The sequence below is a fragment of the Pseudomonas sp. A genome (assembly GCF_056270345.1).
In genome coordinates, this window is the sequence record NZ_CM149873.1 from 2,147,720 (window position 1) to 2,164,350 (window position 16,631).

Consider the following 16,631-nt stretch of genomic DNA (forward strand, 5'->3'; position numbering starts at 1 on the left):
CTGTCGGAAAGTTCAGCCGAGGTGCTTCATGGATATCATCGATACAATCAAAGAGCAGATTGCCAACAACACCATTCTGCTTTACATGAAAGGTTCGCCGAATGCCCCACAGTGTGGCTTCTCGGCCAAGGCTTCGCAGGCCGTGATGGGTTGCGGCGAGAAGTTCGCCTACGTCGACATCCTGCAGAACCCGGAAATTCGCGCCAACCTGCCCAAGTACGCCAACTGGCCGACTTTCCCGCAACTGTGGGTGGCTGGTGAGCTGGTCGGCGGCAGCGACATCATGCTGGAAATGTTCGAGAAGGGTGAACTGCAGACCCTGATCAAGGACGCGGCCGCCAAGGCCAAGGCTTCCGAGGCCTGATTCAGGTCTACTCGCCTGCACGCAAAAAGCCCCGCGATAGCGGGGCTTTTTGTTGGGTAATCGTCAGTAATTGCAAGGCCACAATTCGTCGACTGCATGCGGCTTGTGTAGGAGCGGCCTTGTGTCGCGAAAGGGCCGCATAGCGGCCCCGGGAATATCAGCTTGATGCGTAGATCTGGGGCCGCTACGCGCCCCTTTCGCGGCACAAGGCCGCTCCTACAGGGCTACGCGATCACCTGCTGGAGATGCTTTGTCTGACCGACGTAAAACTTATTCTTCGCCCATCTGCGACTGCAGGTAGTTCTCGAGAGTGACCTTGTCGATCAGGCCCAGCTGGGTTTCCAGCCAATCGATGTGCTCTTCCTGGTCTTCGAGGATGTCTTCGAGCACGTCGCGCGAGCCGAAGTCGCCAGCGGTTTCGCAGTGGGCAATGGCGGCCTTGAGGTCGGCATGGGCCTTTTTCTCAAGCTTCAGGTCGCAGTCGAGCATCTCCTTGGTGTGCTCGCCGATCATCAGCTTGCCCAGGTCCTGGACGTTGGGGATGCCTTCGAGGAAGAGGATGCGCTTGATCAGCTTGTCAGCGTCCTTCATCGCCTGGATGGACTCTTTGTACTCGAGCTTGCCGATCCTGTTCAGGCCCCAATCTTCATACATGCGCGCGTGCAGGAAGTACTGGTTGATTGCGACCAGCTCGTTTCCGAGGATCTTGTTGAGATGCTGGATGACGCTTACGTCGCCTTTCATGATGGGGTCTGCCCTGTAGATGTTGAGCCAATGAAAACAAGTCTGAGCCCCTCAACTATCTATGTCAAACCTAAGTTATTGAATAATAAGTGAAAATTAATCGGAATAAGAATGTTTGTGAACTGCGTTCGGGCGCTAACTTATTGAATTGCAGGCATAAAAAAACCGGACTCTGGGTCCGGTTCTTCGAATTCGGGGTAATTACGCCGCGTTGAATTCAGCGGGGTAGGGCAGGGCAGCTTGCTGGCTCAGTTGCAGCTCGGTGAGGGTTTCGCGCACCACCTGCTTGGCGAGGCAGGCGCACTTGCCACACTGGCTGGCCACATTGGTGGCAGCTCGCACTTCCTTGTAGCTGCAGCATCCTTCGTAGATCGCATCGCGGATCTGTCCATCGGTGACACCGACACAGAGACACACATACATAAAGGCTGACCGTCGCAGGTTGAGTCGATGCGTTGGAGAGTAATGGTAATGAGAATGCTTGTCAAAACACTTTGTGTAAGGTGCGCGCCAGAGCGACCGGCGGTCGAGATTCGGCCTGTCACGCAAAGCTGTGTATGATGGTCGGCCTTTGCTGGATCCGGGGGAAGGTGTTCCGCCCGGGCAAGGTTTTTCACCCCTCATCAGGAGAGATCGAATGAGCGTACTCGTTGGCAAACAAGCCCCGGACTTCACCGTTCCAGCCGTGCTGGGCAACGGCGAGATCGTCGACAGCTTCAACCTGGCCTCGGCCATCAAGGGCAAGTACGGCCTGGTATTCTTCTACCCGCTGGACTTCACCTTCGTCTGCCCGTCCGAGCTGATCGCCCTGGACAACCGCATCCCTGACTTCCAGGCGCGCAACGTGGAAGTGATCGGCGTGTCGATCGACTCGCACTTCACCCACAACGCCTGGCGCAACACCCCGGTCAACAGCGGCGGTATCGGTCAGGTCAAGTACACCCTGGCAGCCGACATGACCCACGAAATCTGCAAGGCCTACGACGTCGAGTCCGAAGGCGGCGTGGCCTTCCGTGGCGCCTTCCTGATCGACACCAACGGTGTCGTTCGTTCGCAGATCGTCAACGACCTGCCACTGGGCCGTAACATGGACGAGCTGCTGCGCCTGGTCGACGCCCTGCAGTTCCACGAAGAGCACGGCGAAGTCTGCCCGGCCAACTGGAAGAAAGGCGACAAGGGCATGAACGCTTCGCCGGAAGGCGTTGCTGCTTACCTGAGCGAGAACGCTGGCAAGCTGTAATTGCCATGCGCATAAAAAAACCGGCCCTGGTGGCCGGTTTTTTTATGCCCGCGGTTAGTGCGTTCGGCGCCCTGTAGGAGCGGCCTTGTGCCGCGAAAGGGCCGCGCAGCGGTCCCGCGATATCTGCCTCGGCACTGAGATCCTGGGGCTTCTGCGCAGCCCTTTCGCGGCGCAAGGCCGCTCCTACAGGGAACGGTCGGCTTAATCGTTGAAATCGCGCCAGCCGCCCATCTCTTTCCAGCGATTGACGATGCCGCAGAACAACTCGGCGGTCTTCTCGGTGTCGTAGCGCGCCGAATGCGCCTCACGCCCGTCGAAGTCGATGTCCGCGCTCTGGCAGGCCCGGGCCAGCACGGTCTGGCCGTAGGCGAGGCCGGCGAGGGTGGCGGTATCGAAGCTGGAGAACGGATGGAACGGGTTGCGCTTGATGTCGTTGCGCGCCACCGCGGCATTGAGGAAGCCCAGGTCGAAGCTGCTGTTGTGCCCGACCAGGATCGCCCGCTTGCAGCCATTGGCCTTCAGCGCCTTGCGCACGCCGCGGAAGATATCGGTCAGCGCGCTTTCCTCGCTCACCGCCATGCGCAGCGGGTGGTCCAGCTTGATACCGGTGAACTCCAGCGCGGCCGCTTCGATATTGGCCCCTTCGAACGGTTCGACCCGGTGGAAGTAGGTGTGCTCGGGGAACAGGAAGCCCTTCTCGTCCATGCCGATGGTGACGGCGGCGATCTCCAGCAGCGCGTCGGTGGCGCTGTTGAAACCGCCGGTCTCGACATCCACCACCACGGGCAGGTAGCCACGGAAACGCTCGGCCATCGGGTGGCGCGAGCCGCTGCTGACCTGGCTGTCCTGGTCGTCTTCGTACAGATCTTCGCTCACGCGTTGTCCTCCAGCAGGCGCCAGCGCAACTTCTCACCGGCGCGCAAGGGGATCACGGTGTTGTCGCCGAACGGCAGGCTCTCCGGCGCGGTCCATTCCTCACGCACCAGGGTGATGGTGTCGGTGTTGCGCGCCAGGCCGTAGAAGTCCGGGCCGTGCTTGCTGGCGAAGCCTTCGAGCTTGTCCAGGGCGTTGCGCTGTTCGAACGCCTCGGCGTACATCTCGATGGCGGCATAAGCGGTGTAGCAGCCGGCGCAGCCGCAGGCGGCTTCCTTGGCATGCTTGGCGTGGGGCGCCGAGTCGGTGCCGAGGAAGAACTTCGGGTTGCCGCTGGTGGCGGCATCCAGCAGCGCCACCTGATGGGTGTTGCGCTTGAGGATCGGCAGGCAGTAGAAGTGCGGGCGGATACCGCCAACCAGCATGTGGTTGCGGTTGTACAGCAGGTGCTGGGCGGTGATGGTCGCACCGACGTTGGCCGGCGCTTCGCTGACGAACTGCGCGGCGTCGCTGGTGGTGATGTGTTCGAACACCACCTTCAGGGTCGGGAAGCGTTCGACCAGGCGGCGCATGTGCTCGTCGATGAAGCGTTTCTCGCGGTCGAACACGTCGATCTCGCTGCGCGTGACTTCACCGTGCACCAGCAAGGGCATGCCGGTTTCGGCCAGGGCCTCGATCGCCGGGAAGATATTGTCGATGCTGGTCACGCCCGAATCGGAGTTGGTGGTGGCGCCGGCCGGGTAGAGCTTGGCGGCGTACACGATCCCGCTGGCCTTGGCGGCACGCACATCGTCGGCGCTGGTGCGGTCGGTGAGATAGAGCACCATCAGTGGCTCGAAGCGGCTGCCGGCGGGGCGTGCGGCAAGGATGCGCTCACGGTAGGCGGCGGCCTCGACGGCGTTGCGCACCGGCGGAACCAGGTTAGGCATGATGATGGCACGGGCGAAGGTGCGCGCCACGTCACCGACGGTGTGGGGCAGGACGGCACCATCGCGCAGATGGATGTGCCAGTCGTCGGGGCGCAGGAGGGTCAGGCGATCGGACATTGGAGATTCCAGGCGGGTCGAACTCAGAAGCCAATGCTACCGGAAAACCCCTGTTCGAGCACGGCTATCAAGTTTTCCGACGGGCGACCGATAGCGTTCAGGTAAGTCGTCGGAATTTGTGGAGCCGCCCGTGCGCCAGCGTTACCTAGCCCTGTTCACCCTCGTTGCCAGCCTGCCGGCCGGAGCAATGACCTTCCAGACCCGCGTGGAGAACGTCGCCTGGAAAGTCGAGGGTGACCAGTTCGAATGTCGCCTGATCCAGCCGATCGACGGTATCGGCAGCGGTGAGTTCGTGCGCCGTGCCGGCGAGCAGCCGACCTTCCAGCTGCGTTCGGACAGCAATGTCCTGGGCGCTGGCTCCGCCACCCTGCTGGCCGCCGCCGCGCCCTGGCAGCCCGGGCGCGGCGACATCAACCTCGGTGCGGTGCACATGGCCCGTACCGGCGTGCTGTTCACCTCCAGCCAGGGGCAGGCCAGCCGCCTGATCAACGGCCTGCTCGATGGTCGCAGCACCGTGGTGCGCAACTACCGGGGCGAAGGTGGTCGGCCGATGGAAGTGCATGTGATGCCGGTCAGCTTCGCCAAGGCCTACAGCGACTACCAACTGTGCGCCGCCAAGCTGCTGCCGATGAACTACGACCAGATCCGCCAGACCCAGGTCGGCTTCCCCGGCGGCGGGATCGAGCTGGACAGCTCGGCGCGCGCCCGTCTGGATGTGCTGCTCGACTACCTGAAGGCCGATCCGACGGTCAACCACATCGAACTCAACGGCCACTCCGACAACAGCGGCAATCGCCTGACCAACCGCGACACCTCCCGCCGACGGGCCCTGGCGGTGGCCGACTACCTCAAGGCCCATGGCGTGCCGGAAGAGCAGATCAGCGTACGCTTCCACGGCGAACGCTATCCGTTGGCGAAGAACAACAGTGCCGCCAACCGGGCGCGCAACCGTCGGGTGAACATCCAGCTCGAGCGTGTAACGCCGGTCGAGAAGCCGGTGGAGAAACCAGCAGCGCAGGTGCCCCCGTCGGCCCCGGCACCCGCCGCCACGCCTGCGCCAACGACGCCTGCAGCCGCTGCCACGCCGTCCGCTCCAGCGAAATCCTGAGTGCGACAGCGGGTCGCGCTCTCGACAATTCCTGTCGCTTTGTCGTCACAAGCTGTCGCCCCATTGTAAATTTTTCAGCAACGCCGGTAGAATCATCCGCTTTCCGTACAACCCCGTGGAGTGATGGCATGGCGGACGTAAAAAAGGTCGTATTGGCGTATTCCGGCGGCCTTGATACTTCGGTGATTCTCAAGTGGCTGCAGGACACCTACAACTGTGAAGTGGTGACCTTCACCGCTGACCTCGGCCAGGGCGAGGAGGTCGAGCCGGCCCGCGCCAAGGCCCAGGCGATGGGCGTGAAAGAAATCTACATCGACGACCTGCGCGAAGAGTTCGTGCGTGATTTCGTCTTCCCGATGTTCCGCGCCAACACCGTTTACGAAGGCGAGTACCTGCTGGGTACTTCCATCGCCCGCCCGCTGATCGCCAAGCGCCTGATCGAGATCGCCAACGAAACCGGCGCCGACGCCATTTCCCACGGTGCCACCGGCAAGGGCAACGACCAGGTGCGCTTCGAACTGGGCGCCTATGCGCTCAAGCCAGGTGTCAAGGTCATCGCTCCATGGCGCGAGTGGGACCTGCTGTCCCGCGAGAAGCTGATGGACTACGCCGAGAAGCACGGCATCCCGATCGAGCGCCACGGCAAGAAGAAATCGCCGTACTCGATGGACGCCAACCTGCTGCACATCTCCTACGAAGGCGGTGTCCTGGAAGATACCTGGACCGAGCACGAGGAAGACATGTGGAAATGGAGCGTCTCGCCTGAGAACGCCCCCGACCAGGCCACCTACCTCGAGCTGACCTACCGCAACGGTGACATCGTCGCCATCGACGGCGTCGAGAAGACCCCGGCCACCGTGCTGGCCGACCTCAACCGCATCGGCGGCGCCAACGGCATCGGTCGCCTGGACATCGTCGAGAACCGCTACGTCGGCATGAAGTCGCGCGGCTGCTACGAGACCCCGGGCGGCACCATCATGCTCAAGGCTCACCGTGCCATCGAGTCGATCACCCTGGACCGCGAAGTCGCTCACCTGAAGGATGAGCTGATGCCCAAGTACGCCAGCCTGATCTACACCGGCTACTGGTGGAGCCCGGAGCGTCTGATGCTGCAGCAGATGATCGACGCCTCCCAGGTCAACGTGAACGGCGTCGTGCGCCTGAAGCTGTACAAGGGTAATGTCACGGTCGTTGGCCGCAAGTCGGACGACTCGCTGTTCGATGCCAATATCGCGACCTTCGAGGAAGACGGCGGCGCCTACAACCAGGCCGATGCCGCAGGCTTCATCAAGCTCAACGCACTGCGCATGCGCATCGCGGCCAACAAGGGCCGTTCGCTGCTGTAAGCCTTTGGCGTGCCCGAAAAACCCGGCCTCGGCCGGGTTTTTTCATGCCCGGGATTCAGGGGGAGGCGGGGCCTCGCCTTCCTGCATCGGCGATACCGACAGGTGGATGCAGGTTCGCGTATCGAGGTTGTACAGGATCCAGCGCCGCTGTTGGCCGTGGGGACGCTCGATCATCCGCTGCACATGGTTTTCGATGAGCTTTCGACTGTCGGCGCCGGAGATGGCGATGATCATCGCCCCTTTGTCCCGTGCGGCAGGTGGGCGAGGCGGCCTGTCCGCCCCCGTGGCGCGTCTGTCCGGGGCAAACAGCGAGCCGTTGTTGAAGTTGAGCGTAAGGAAGAACAGCACGGTAAGGAAGAACGGAAACCCCACCAGAAACCAGGTGTAGACAATCTGGCTGTCGTCGCTGAGAAACGGCAGCGAGGCCAGGGCGGACGCCTCGATCACACCGGCAAATACAGCGATAAGGGTCAACGGACTGATAGGGTCGCGATTCATGATGAGTGCCTGGCCATGCTTTGCCCATCAGTAGCTCGTTTTTCCGAATGCGATAAGCGTGGATCATTTCCCTGCCGGGTGATGCCACAGGCTACGGCAGCGCTTTTTATCCAGTCTGTACAGTCGAAATTTCCTGCATGAAGTGTCACCTGGCGGCACTTGGATCCAATTCTGCCGACTGTTACTTTTTGGGGGCGACGAACATGCATCTATTACATTTTGTTAATTAGCTGCTTGTAGGAAGAATCTCTATTAACAGTAGTCCACTTCTTTCGGTGAATTTGCCAGGGAAACCGCTGCATAAATAATCGTTATGCTCGGGTGTGGTGGTCTATCGAACTAAAAATAACGTATCAATGGGAATCGCATGAATAAAGTGCTGATCGTGGATGATCACCCGGTCATTCGCCTGGCCGTACGCATGCTGATGGAACGGCATGGCTACGAGGTAGTGGCGGAGAGCGACAATGGTGTGGATGCCTTGCAACTGACGCGGGAGTATCTGCCGGACATTGTCATTCTGGATATCGGGATCCCCAAACTGGATGGGCTTGAAGTGATTGCCCGGATGACCCTGGCAAGTCCCGGGACCAAGGTGCTGGTGCTGACCTCTCAGGCTCCGGGGCACTTCTCGATGCGCTGCATGCAGGCGGGGGCGGCGGGTTATGTGTGCAAGCAGCAGGAGCTGACCGAACTGCTCAGCGCGATCAAGGCCGTGCTGTCCGGCTACAGCTACTTCCCCAACCAGGCGCTGCACAAGGGACGCTCGGGGGTGAGCGGCGCCACGGAGATGGAGATGGTCGAGCGGCTTTCCGGGCGGGAGATGATGGTGTTGCAGCAGCTTGCCCGGGGCAAGAGCAACAAGGAGATCGCCGACAGCATGTTCCTCAGCAACAAGACGGTCAGTACCTACAAGACGCGCCTGCTGCTCAAGCTGAATGCCCGCTCGCTGGTGGACCTGATCGAGCTCGCCCAGCGCCATGGGCTGGCCTGACAGCATCATTGAAAAAGCCTCCACTGGGGAGGCTTTTGCGTGATTGTTCTATAGGTCGTAGTCGAAGTCGGCCAGTTGCTTCTTCAGGCGTCGTTCCTCGAGCATGTTGTCGATGGTGCGGCGTTTGCTCAGGTTGGTCTTGGCCGGTTCGGCCTGCGGCTCCACATCGTCGTCCGCACTCTGGAAATCGTCGTCGATCACCAGCTCTTCTTTATCGGTGCTCATGCGTCACTCCAAGCCAAAGGGCCATTGGCCGTCCTTATAACGGGAATCGCAGAGCGGGTAAAAAAGATTTTTTCAATTGCCTCGCGCAGGTTTCAGCTATTGCCTCAATCGTCGGAGGTCTTGTACTTGTATTCGCACAGGTCTTCGATCCGGCAACTGCCACAGCGCGGTTTTCGGGCCTGGCAGACGTAACGGCCATGCAGGATCAACCAGTGGTGGGAATCGAGCAGATAGTCCCTGGGGACGAACTTGAGCAGCTTCTTCTCCACCTCCAGCACGGTCTTGCCCGGTGCGATACCTGTGCGGTTGCTGACCCGGAAGATATGCGTGTCGACGGCCATGGTGAGCTGGCGAAAGGCAGTGTTGAGCACCACGTTGGCGGTCTTGCGGCCGACGCCGGGCAGGGCTTCGAGGGCCTCGCGGGTCTGCGGGACTTCGCCGGCGTGCTGCTCGACCAGCAGGCGGCAGGTTTCGATGACGTTCTTGGCCTTGCTGTTGTACAGGCCGATGGTCTTGATGTACTCGCTCAGACCGTCGACGCCCAGGGCGTGGATGGCTTGCGGGGTATTGGCGACCGGGAACAGGCGGGCGGTGGCCTTGTTGACGCCGACATCCGTCGACTGGGCCGAGAGAATCACGGCGATCAGCAGCTCGAAAGGGGTGGAGTAGGCCAGTTCGGTCTTGGGTTCGGGATTGTCTTCATGCAGCCTGCGAAAGATCTCCAGGCGTTTGGCGGCATTCATGGGGTCAACGGGTTCCTTGACGGCGTGAGGCGGTATTCGATGGGCGCAGGTGATTGTACAGGCCCAGCAGCAAACCGAGCAGTATCAGCGCGCCGGGAGCCAGTGCGGCGAGGTGCAGGCCGAGACCTTCGGCCAGGAGTTGGCGGCAGATGCCCAGGGCCAGCCCGGCCGCCAGTAAGCCGAGCAGTCCGAGCCCCAGGTGGCGATATCGGCCAGGCTGTGCTGGCAGTTGCTCGCTGGCCAGGCAGGGCAGGGCCAGCAGCAATGGGTAGAGGGCAAGCTGCTGGGCCAGGGGCATTGCCCAGGCTTGCAGGCCGAGGTGCAGGCAGGTCGCCAGGGCGGCGGCCAGCGCAGTGCTCGCCCACAGACGGGGGCTGTGTTCCAGGTGACGGCGCAGAGGGGCCATCAAGGCCTGGTGCAGGCCCACCAACAGGGCTGTGCAAAGGCTGATCGCGAGCGCCTGGGCGATGGTGGCGCTTGCGCCAAGCAACGGCACCAGGCTGATTGGCAGGAGCCAGAAACGGTTCATGAGGGCGTCTCACCGAGCAATACGGGGCGGTGCTGGTCGAAGTAGCGCAGTGCATCCCGGATCGCCTCGATGACTGCTCGCGAGGTTACCGTGGCCCCGGCCAACTGGTCGAATGCGCCCTGGTCACGCTTGATTGCCCAGGCCTGCTCGGGCGTTTCGCCGAGTGACCGACCGGCGAACTGGTCCAGCCAGTGGCGCGCCGGGTCGACCAGTTGATCGCCCAGGCCAGGGCTTTCCTGCTGTTCGAGTACGCGCACACCCATCAGCCTGCCTTGGGGGGCGATGGCGATCACCAGCTCGATGGCACCGCCATAGCCTTGGACTTTGCTGTGGAGCAGAACAGCACTGGTAACGCCTGCCAGGCTGGCGCGGTAGCCGGCCAGCAGATGGCTATGGCTCAGTTTGGCATCCGGGAGGGCCACGGGTGTTTGCAATGGCCGGTTGTCGTAGCTGCCCGGCGGCAGCACCTTGAGCCACTGCTGTTCCTGCCATTGGCGCGAAGCCTCGGCAATCGGCCCGGCGGTGAAGCGGTGCCAGGCCAGCGTCGCGGCAATCGCCAGCCCTGCCACCAGGAGCAGCGCTGCGGCACTGTGCCAGCGGGCGGTCATGGACAGGCCCGTTGCTGGCGGCGTTCCGCCCAGCGATCAAGGGTGGGGACGGCGAGGTTCATCAGCAGGACGGCGAACGCCGTGCCATCGGCGAAGCTGCCCCAGGTGCGGATCAGGTAGATCAGCAGGCCGGTGCCGATACCGAACAGCAGGCGGGCCAGTGGTTGCTTGCAGCCGGACACGGGTTCGGTGGCGATGAAAAACGCGGCAAGCATGGTCGAGCCGGACAGCAGGTGCAGCAGTGGCGAGCCGTTGGAATCGGAGCCTGCGCCATTCCAGCCCAGCAGGGCGGACAGGAACAAGGCGGCGAGCAGACCGACGGGGGCCTGCCAGCCGAAGACCTTGCGCTGCAGCAGGAATAACCCGCCGAGCAGGAAGGCGAGGTTGACCCACTCGCTACCACGCCCGCCCAGATGGCCGAACGCCAGGTGGTTGGCGAACAGTTCGTCTATGGTCAGGCTGCGGTTGTGGCGCAGCACATCGAGCACCGTGGGGCTGGCCCAGGCGTCGATCCGTTCGCTGGCGCCCAAGCTCAGGCCAAGGCTTTCCACGAGCCCAGGTGCCTGACCGGGCCAGTGGTTCATCTGTAGCGGGAAGCTCAACAGGACGAACGCATAGCCGACCATGGCAGGGTTGAACAGGTTGCGCCCGACCCCGCCAAAAGCTTGTTTCCCCAGGCCGATGGCGACGCAGGCCGCCGTCACGGGCAGCCACCAGGGCGCCAGGCTGGGCAGGGCTGCGGCCAGCAGCGCGGCGGTGACCAGTGCACTGCCGTCGCCAAGGGCGCAGGCGACCGGCATTCTCCGCCAGCGCAATAGCACAGCCTCGGTAGCCAGCGCCGCGCAACCGCTCAACAGCAGGTTGATCAGCACGCCCCAGCCATGCAGCCAGAACAGCACCAGCAGGCCAGGGACGCAGGCCAGCAGAACCAGCTGCATGGTGCTGCGCAGGCGCGGATCAGTGGTCGGCATGGCTTTACAGGTCCTCGAGGTGTTGCACAGCGATGGCTTCCGTTGCCAGGGGCAGGGCGATGCGTGGAGCCGGGCTCATTGGGTGAAGAGTCCGTTGAGTCCAGAAAACGCCATGGCCATCACCCCAGCCCCGATCAGCTGGACGGGCAGGCCGCGCAGGGCTGCGGGCATCTCGGCATGGCGGCAGCGGGCGTCAAGGTCGGCATACAGCGCCAGGGCCAGCCAGAATCCCAGCGCGCCGACAGTGGCCCACGCCAGAATACCCCAGCCGTCGACGGCGCCGTTGGCAAGCTGTAACAGCAAGCCTAGCACCACGGCGTTTGCGCTCAGCAGAGGTTGCAGATCGTGCAGGTGCCAGCCTGGCCGAAAATGTCGGAGCAGGTTTGGCAGTGTCCAGGCCAATGCCGCCAGCAAGGGCAGGAAGATGAACAATTGCAGGTCCTGCAACCCCATGGGCAGGAAAAATTGCCGGTGTAGCCAGACGCCGACAGGTAGTGCGACGAGGATCAACAGGGCCGAACACAGACCCAATGCATGCAGGCGCGCACGCTCGACCGGCTCGGCCTGCAGGACCAGGTGATTGACCAGCGCGGCGCTGACCAGGATCAGGACGTAGTCACTCATGGCGATGTCGAAAGCCGGAGGGTGCCATCATTATCGGGTAGCGGGCGGCAGATGCAACTGCCCCGGCCAATTGGCCGGGGCAGGAGGGCTTACTTGATACGCTGGCCTGGCTTGGCGCCGCTGTCGGGGCTGAGCAGGTATATCTCTTCACCGCCGGGGCCGGCGGCCATGACCATGCCTTCGGAAACGCCGAAACGCATCTTCCGCGGCTTGAGATTGGCCACCATCATGGTCAGGCGGCCTTCCAGCTGGGAAGGATCCGGGTAGGCCGACTTGATGCCCGAGAACACATTGCGGCGCTCGTCACCGATGTCCAGGGTCAGCTGCAGCAGCTTGTCGGCGCCGGGCACGGCTTCGGCCTTGACGATCAGCGCCACGCGCAGGTCGACTGCAGCGAAGGTATCGAACTCGATCTCGGCCGACAGCGGGTCCTTGGCCAGTTCGCCATTGCCCGCCGGAGCAGCCTTGGCTTCGGCGGCCAGCAGGTCTTCCTTGCTGGCGGCGACCATGGCTTCGACCTTGGCCGGCTCGATGCGGCTCATCAGGGCCTTGAACGGGTTGAGCTGGTGGTTTTCCAGGCGCGACAGGTGGTCGTTCCAGGTCAGCGGGGCGACGTTGAGGAACGCCTCGGCGTCGGCTGCCAGCAGTGGCAGTACCGGCTTGAGGAAGATCACCAGCTGGCGGAACAGGTTGACGCCCTGGGCGCAGATGGCCTGCACTTCATCCTGCTTGCCTTCCTGTTTGGCCAGCGACCACGGCGCCTTGTCGGCGATCCAGGCGTTGGCGCGGTCGGCCAGGGCCATGATCTCGCGCATGGCGCGGCCGAAGTCGCGAGCCTCATAGGCCTCGGCGATCGACGGCGCGGCGGCGAGGAAGGCCTCGGTCAGCTCGGGCGCGGCATCGCCGGCAACCATCACACCGTCGTTGCCCTTGTGGATGAAGCCGGCGCAGCGGCTGGCGATGTTGACCACCTTGCCGACCAGGTCGGAGTTGACCTTCTGCACGAAGTCCTCGAGGTTCAGGTCGAGGTCGTCGACGCCGCGACCCAGCTTGGCGGCGTAGTAGTAGCGCAGGTATTCCGGCTGCAGGTGGTCGAGGTAGGTGCGCGCCTTGATGAAGGTGCCGCGCGATTTCGACATCTTCGCGCCGTTGACGGTCAGGTAGCCGTGCACGTTGACCGCGGTCGGCTTGCGCAGGCCCGCGCCTTCGAGCATGGCCGGCCAGAACAGGGCGTGGAAGTTGACGATGTCCTTGCCGATGAAGTGGTACAGCTCGGCCTTGGAGCCTTCGTTCCAGAACGCGTCGAAGTCCAGCTCCGGACGGCGGTCGCAGAGGTTCTTGAAGCTGGCCATGTAGCCGATCGGCGCGTCCAGCCAGACGTAGAAATACTTGCCCGGTTCGCCCGGGATCTCGAAGCCGAAGTACGGCGCGTCACGGGAGATATCCCACTCCTGCAGGCCCGAGTCCAGCCATTCGGCGAGCTTGTTGGCCACCGCGTCCTGCAGGGTGCCGCTGCGGGTCCACTGCTGCAGCATGGCCTGGAAGTCAGGCAGCTTGAAGAAGAAATGCTGCGAGTCGCGCAGCACCGGGGTGGCGCCGGAGATCGCCGACTTGGGGTTCTTCAGTTCGGTCGGGGCGTAGGTGGCGCCGCATTTCTCGCAGTTGTCGCCGTACTGGTCCTCAGCCGCGCACTTGGGGCAGGTGCCCTTGATGAAACGGTCGGCGAGGAACATGCCCTTCTCGGGATCGAAATACTGGGTGACCGAACGGGTGGCGATGTACCCGGCGTCGCGCAGGCGAGTGTAGATCAGGCTCGACAGTGCGCGGTTCTCCTCGCTGTGCGTGGAGTGGTAGTTGTCGAAATCGACCAGGAAGTCGGCGAAGTCGGCGCTGTGCTCGGCCTGGACGTTGGCGATCAGCTGCTCCGGCGTGATGCCTTCCTTTTCCGCGCGCAGCATGATGGCCGAACCGTGGGCGTCGTCGGCGCAGACATAGATGCACTGGTTGCCGCGCAGCTTCTGGAAGCGCACCCACATGTCCGTCTGGATGTACTCCAGCATATGGCCAAGGTGGATCGATCCATTGGCATAGGGCAGGGCGCTGGTGACGAGAATCTGACGTGGCTCGGACATGGTGGCTCGGCTACTTATCTGGCTACGGGGTAAAAATGAGGGTGATCGGCCACTATAAAGGGCTGGCGAATTTATTTCACCCCAAGGACGCATCTGCTGACGATTGACGGGTTAGCATAGGCGCCTGTTCCGTATCCAGTTTGCCAATGGGAGCCTCCATGAGTGCCGTTACCCGTGCCGCCGTCGAAGGCGTGCTTCGCCAGTACACCGACCCTTACCTGAACCAGGACCCGGTCAGCGCCGGTTGCGTGCGCGCCATCGACATCCAGGGCGGGCAGGTCAGCGTGCAGTTGCAACTGGGTTATGCCGCCGGCCTGTTCAAGGGCGGCTGGGCGCAGGTGCTGGAGACCGCCATCGGCAACCTTGATGGCGTGACTTCGGTCAGTGTGGGCATCGACTGCGTGATCGCCACCCACAAGGCCCAGGCCCAGGTGCCGGCGATGGCCAACGTGAAGAACATCATCGCCGTGGCCTCGGGCAAGGGCGGGGTCGGCAAGTCGACCACCGCCGCCAACCTGGCCTTGGCCCTGGCCCGCGAAGGTGCCAGGGTGGGCATTCTCGATGCCGACATCTATGGCCCGAGCCAGGGGGTGATGTTCGGCATCGCCGAAGGCACCCGCCCGCAGGTGCGCGAGCAGAAGTGGTTCGTGCCGATCAAGGCCCATGGGGTCGAGGTCATGTCCATGGCGTTTCTCACCGACGACAACACGCCGATGGTCTGGCGTGGCCCGATGGTCTCGGGCGCATTGCTGCAACTGGTGACCCAGACCGCCTGGGACGACCTCGACTACCTGGTGATCGACATGCCGCCGGGCACCGGCGACATCCAGCTGACACTGGCGCAGAAGGTGCCGGTGGCTGGCTCGGTGATCGTCACCACGCCCCAGGACCTGGCGTTGCTGGACGCGAAGAAAGGCGTGGAGATGTTCCGCAAGGTCAACATCCCGGTGCTGGGCGTGGTCGAGAACATGGCGGTGCATATCTGCTCCAACTGCGGCCATGCCGAGCACCTGTTCGGCGAAGGCGGTGGCGAGAAGCTGGCGGCGCAGTACGGTGTCGAGCTGCTGGCCTCGCTGCCGTTGTCGATGCTGATTCGCGAACAGGCCGACAGCGGCAAGCCGACCGCCATCGCCGAGCCGGAAAGCCAGATCGCCATGGTCTACCAGGAGCTGGCGCGGCAGGTGGGGGCGCGGATCGTGCTGCAGGAAGCGGCGGCGCCAGCGATGCCGAGCATTACCATCAGCGAAGACTGACGCGTTACCTGTAGGAGCTGCCTTGTGCCGCGAAAGGGGGGCGAAGCGCCCCCAGAATCTGTGTATCAAGCAGATATTGCCGGGGCCGCTATCTGCGGCCCTTTCGCGGCACAAGGCCGCTCCTACAGGGAAATGCGCAAATCCAGCCTCTGTTTTGTTCAGGCACAAAAAAACCCGCCAATGGCGGGTTTTTTTTGAAAGCGAGGAAGCGAGATCGACTTAGGCGATCTGAACTTCTTCAGCCTGCATGCCTTTCTGGCCGCGGGTAGCGACGAAAGTAACAGCCTGGCCTTCTTTCAGGGTTTTGAAGCCGTCAGCTTGGATGGCTTTGAAGTGCACGAACAGGTCGTCGCCCGACTGAGGGGTGATGAAGCCGTAGCCCTTCTCATCGTTGAACCACTTGACAACACCGGATTGACGGTTGGACATTTTTCTGTCTCCTTGGACAAAGTTGATAACGGTCAGGAAACACCCTGACCGGGACTGAGCGCAAAGAGAGCAGAAAATTCAGCGATGGGCCGATCAGGATCGTGCATCAAACTAGAGATTCTCGGTGTCACGTGCAGCACAGTGGCGCCACCTTAACCCACTTTCCACGACCTGCCAATGGCCAAGAAGCGCTTTGATGAAATTCGGATCGACGGCCGGTGCAGGCCCCGTCCGGCGCGGGATAGGGCGAGGAAACTTTAACCCGGGCGCCGGGACCGGTAAGATGCACCTCTCGTTTTTTACCCCGCACTCTTCAGGACACCCCGCCATGAGCATCAAATCGGACAAGTGGATTCGCCGCATGGCGCAGGAACACGGCATGATCGAACCGTTCGTCGAGCGCCAGGTGCGCGGCGAGCAGGACAGCCGGGTCATTTCCTTCGGTGTCTCCAGCTACGGCTACGACGTGCGCTGTGCCGACGAATTCAAGGTCTTCACCAACATCAACTCGGCCACCGTCGATCCGAAGAACTTCGATGCCGGCAGCTTCGTCGACATCAAGAGTGACGTGTGCATCATCCCGCCGAACTCCTTCGCCCTGGCCCGCACCGTCGAGTACTTCCGCATCCCACGTGACGTGCTGACCATCTGCCTGGGCAAGAGCACCTATGCCCGTTGCGGCATCATCGTCAATGTCACGCCGCTCGAGCCCGAGTGGGAAGGCCATGTGACCCTGGAGTTCTCCAACACCACGACGCTGCCGGCGAAGATCTACGCCAACGAAGGCGTGGCACAGATGCTGTTCCTGCAGTCCGACGAGGCATGTGAAGTCTCGTACAAGGATCGTGGCGGCAAGTACCAGGGCCAGCGCGGCGTTACCCTGCCACGCACCTGAGCCGACAAA

At 62.5% G+C, this 16,631-nt stretch carries 20 protein-coding genes; 7 read left to right on the forward strand and 13 right to left on the reverse strand.

The window, feature by feature from the left end; all coding sequences use genetic code 11:
* Positions 1-28 precede the first annotated feature (28 nt).
* Positions 29-364: a Grx4 family monothiol glutaredoxin gene (gene grxD, locus AC0MAZ_RS09690; RefSeq protein ID WP_103449407.1), complete on the forward strand. Its 336-nt coding sequence runs from the start codon at positions 29-31 to the stop codon at positions 362-364.
* A gap of 270 nt (positions 365-634) precedes the next feature.
* Here grxD and bfr read toward each other — a convergent pair whose 3' ends face one another.
* Together bfr and AC0MAZ_RS09700 are read right to left on the reverse strand one after the other, a co-directional pair.
* Positions 635-1,108 carry a bacterioferritin gene (gene bfr / locus AC0MAZ_RS09695; protein ID WP_203647758.1) on the reverse strand — a complete coding sequence of 158 codons (474 nt, stop codon included), beginning with the start codon at positions 1,106-1,108 and terminating at the stop codon, positions 635-637.
* A gap of 201 nt (positions 1,109-1,309) precedes the next feature.
* Positions 1,310-1,531: a bacterioferritin-associated ferredoxin gene (locus AC0MAZ_RS09700; RefSeq protein WP_203647757.1), complete on the reverse strand. Its 222-nt coding sequence runs from the start codon at positions 1,529-1,531 to the stop codon at positions 1,310-1,312.
* A 214-nt stretch (positions 1,532-1,745) separates the two neighbouring features.
* Here AC0MAZ_RS09700 and AC0MAZ_RS09705 point away from each other — a divergent pair, with 214 nt between their 5' ends.
* The gene (locus AC0MAZ_RS09705) at positions 1,746-2,348 is read left to right on the forward strand and encodes a peroxiredoxin (protein WP_475860930.1); all 603 of its coding nucleotides are present in this window, start codon (positions 1,746-1,748) and stop codon (positions 2,346-2,348) included.
* A gap of 201 nt (positions 2,349-2,549) precedes the next feature.
* On the opposite strand, the gene rnt is transcribed toward AC0MAZ_RS09705, so the two are convergent.
* Both rnt and pyrC read right to left on the reverse strand, forming a co-directional pair.
* Positions 2,550-3,161, reverse strand: coding sequence for a ribonuclease T (gene rnt / locus AC0MAZ_RS09710; protein WP_225933324.1), 612 nt, complete (start codon positions 3,159-3,161; stop codon positions 2,550-2,552).
* 59 nt (positions 3,162-3,220) lie between these two features.
* A complete protein-coding gene (pyrC, locus tag AC0MAZ_RS09715; protein ID WP_475860931.1) occupies positions 3,221-4,267 on the reverse strand; it encodes a dihydroorotase in 1,047 nt (348 codons plus the stop codon).
* Positions 4,268-4,397: 130 nt separating this feature from the next.
* Here pyrC and AC0MAZ_RS09720 point away from each other — a divergent pair, with 130 nt between their 5' ends.
* Both AC0MAZ_RS09720 and AC0MAZ_RS09725 read left to right on the forward strand, forming a co-directional pair.
* The gene (locus AC0MAZ_RS09720; protein ID WP_475860932.1) at positions 4,398-5,375 is read left to right on the forward strand and encodes a flagellar protein MotY; all 978 of its coding nucleotides are present in this window, start codon (positions 4,398-4,400) and stop codon (positions 5,373-5,375) included.
* A gap of 128 nt (positions 5,376-5,503) precedes the next feature.
* Positions 5,504-6,721, forward strand: a complete 1,218-nt coding sequence (locus AC0MAZ_RS09725) for an argininosuccinate synthase (RefSeq protein WP_110738802.1) — start codon at positions 5,504-5,506, stop codon at positions 6,719-6,721.
* A 42-nt stretch (positions 6,722-6,763) separates the two neighbouring features.
* Here the strand turns inward: AC0MAZ_RS09725 and AC0MAZ_RS09730 are convergent, their stop codons facing one another.
* The gene (locus tag AC0MAZ_RS09730; protein WP_232855801.1) at positions 6,764-7,219 is read right to left on the reverse strand and encodes a hypothetical protein; all 456 of its coding nucleotides are present in this window, start codon (positions 7,217-7,219) and stop codon (positions 6,764-6,766) included.
* A 367-nt stretch (positions 7,220-7,586) separates the two neighbouring features.
* Between AC0MAZ_RS09730 and AC0MAZ_RS09735 the strand changes: the two genes are divergently transcribed.
* Positions 7,587-8,213, forward strand: coding sequence for a response regulator transcription factor (locus AC0MAZ_RS09735; protein WP_028690074.1), 627 nt, complete (start codon positions 7,587-7,589; stop codon positions 8,211-8,213).
* A 48-nt stretch (positions 8,214-8,261) separates the two neighbouring features.
* Here AC0MAZ_RS09735 and AC0MAZ_RS09740 read toward each other — a convergent pair whose 3' ends face one another.
* The 7 genes from AC0MAZ_RS09740 to metG form a co-directional block, all read right to left on the reverse strand.
* Positions 8,262-8,438, reverse strand: coding sequence for a PA3496 family putative envelope integrity protein (locus tag AC0MAZ_RS09740; protein ID WP_475860934.1), 177 nt, complete (start codon positions 8,436-8,438; stop codon positions 8,262-8,264).
* A gap of 104 nt (positions 8,439-8,542) precedes the next feature.
* Complete coding sequence (nth, locus tag AC0MAZ_RS09745; protein ID WP_475860935.1) at positions 8,543-9,181, reverse strand: endonuclease III; 639 nt, start codon at positions 9,179-9,181, stop codon at positions 8,543-8,545.
* 4 nt (positions 9,182-9,185) lie between these two features.
* Positions 9,186-9,710: an Rnf-Nqr domain containing protein gene (locus AC0MAZ_RS09750; RefSeq protein ID WP_475860936.1), complete on the reverse strand. Its 525-nt coding sequence runs from the start codon at positions 9,708-9,710 to the stop codon at positions 9,186-9,188.
* Positions 9,707-10,318 (reverse strand): RnfABCDGE type electron transport complex subunit G, encoded by a 612-nt coding sequence (locus tag AC0MAZ_RS09755; RefSeq protein WP_475860937.1) that lies wholly within the window; start codon positions 10,316-10,318, stop codon positions 9,707-9,709. Before AC0MAZ_RS09755 ends, AC0MAZ_RS09750 begins: the two co-directional genes overlap by 4 nt.
* Positions 10,315-11,289: an RnfABCDGE type electron transport complex subunit D gene (locus AC0MAZ_RS09760; RefSeq protein ID WP_475860938.1), complete on the reverse strand. Its 975-nt coding sequence runs from the start codon at positions 11,287-11,289 to the stop codon at positions 10,315-10,317. Before AC0MAZ_RS09760 ends, AC0MAZ_RS09755 begins: the two co-directional genes overlap by 4 nt.
* Before the next feature lie 75 nt (positions 11,290-11,364).
* Entirely contained in the window at positions 11,365-11,913 is a 549-nt protein-coding gene (locus AC0MAZ_RS09765; RefSeq protein ID WP_475860939.1) for an Rnf-Nqr domain containing protein, read from the reverse strand.
* An 89-nt stretch (positions 11,914-12,002) separates the two neighbouring features.
* Positions 12,003-14,045, reverse strand: a complete 2,043-nt coding sequence (metG, locus tag AC0MAZ_RS09770) for a methionine--tRNA ligase (RefSeq protein ID WP_254464835.1) — start codon at positions 14,043-14,045, stop codon at positions 12,003-12,005.
* A gap of 158 nt (positions 14,046-14,203) precedes the next feature.
* On the opposite strand from metG, the gene apbC reads away from it, so the two are divergent.
* The gene (apbC, locus tag AC0MAZ_RS09775; protein WP_475860940.1) at positions 14,204-15,298 is read left to right on the forward strand and encodes an iron-sulfur cluster carrier protein ApbC; all 1,095 of its coding nucleotides are present in this window, start codon (positions 14,204-14,206) and stop codon (positions 15,296-15,298) included.
* Positions 15,299-15,517: 219 nt separating this feature from the next.
* On the opposite strand, the gene AC0MAZ_RS09780 is transcribed toward apbC, so the two are convergent.
* Positions 15,518-15,727: a cold-shock protein gene (locus AC0MAZ_RS09780; RefSeq protein WP_003254922.1), complete on the reverse strand. Its 210-nt coding sequence runs from the start codon at positions 15,725-15,727 to the stop codon at positions 15,518-15,520.
* Between the two features lie 328 nt (positions 15,728-16,055).
* Here AC0MAZ_RS09780 and dcd point away from each other — a divergent pair, with 328 nt between their 5' ends.
* Positions 16,056-16,622 (forward strand): dCTP deaminase, encoded by a 567-nt coding sequence (gene dcd, locus AC0MAZ_RS09785; RefSeq protein WP_050704036.1) that lies wholly within the window; start codon positions 16,056-16,058, stop codon positions 16,620-16,622.
* Positions 16,623-16,631 lie beyond the last annotated feature (9 nt).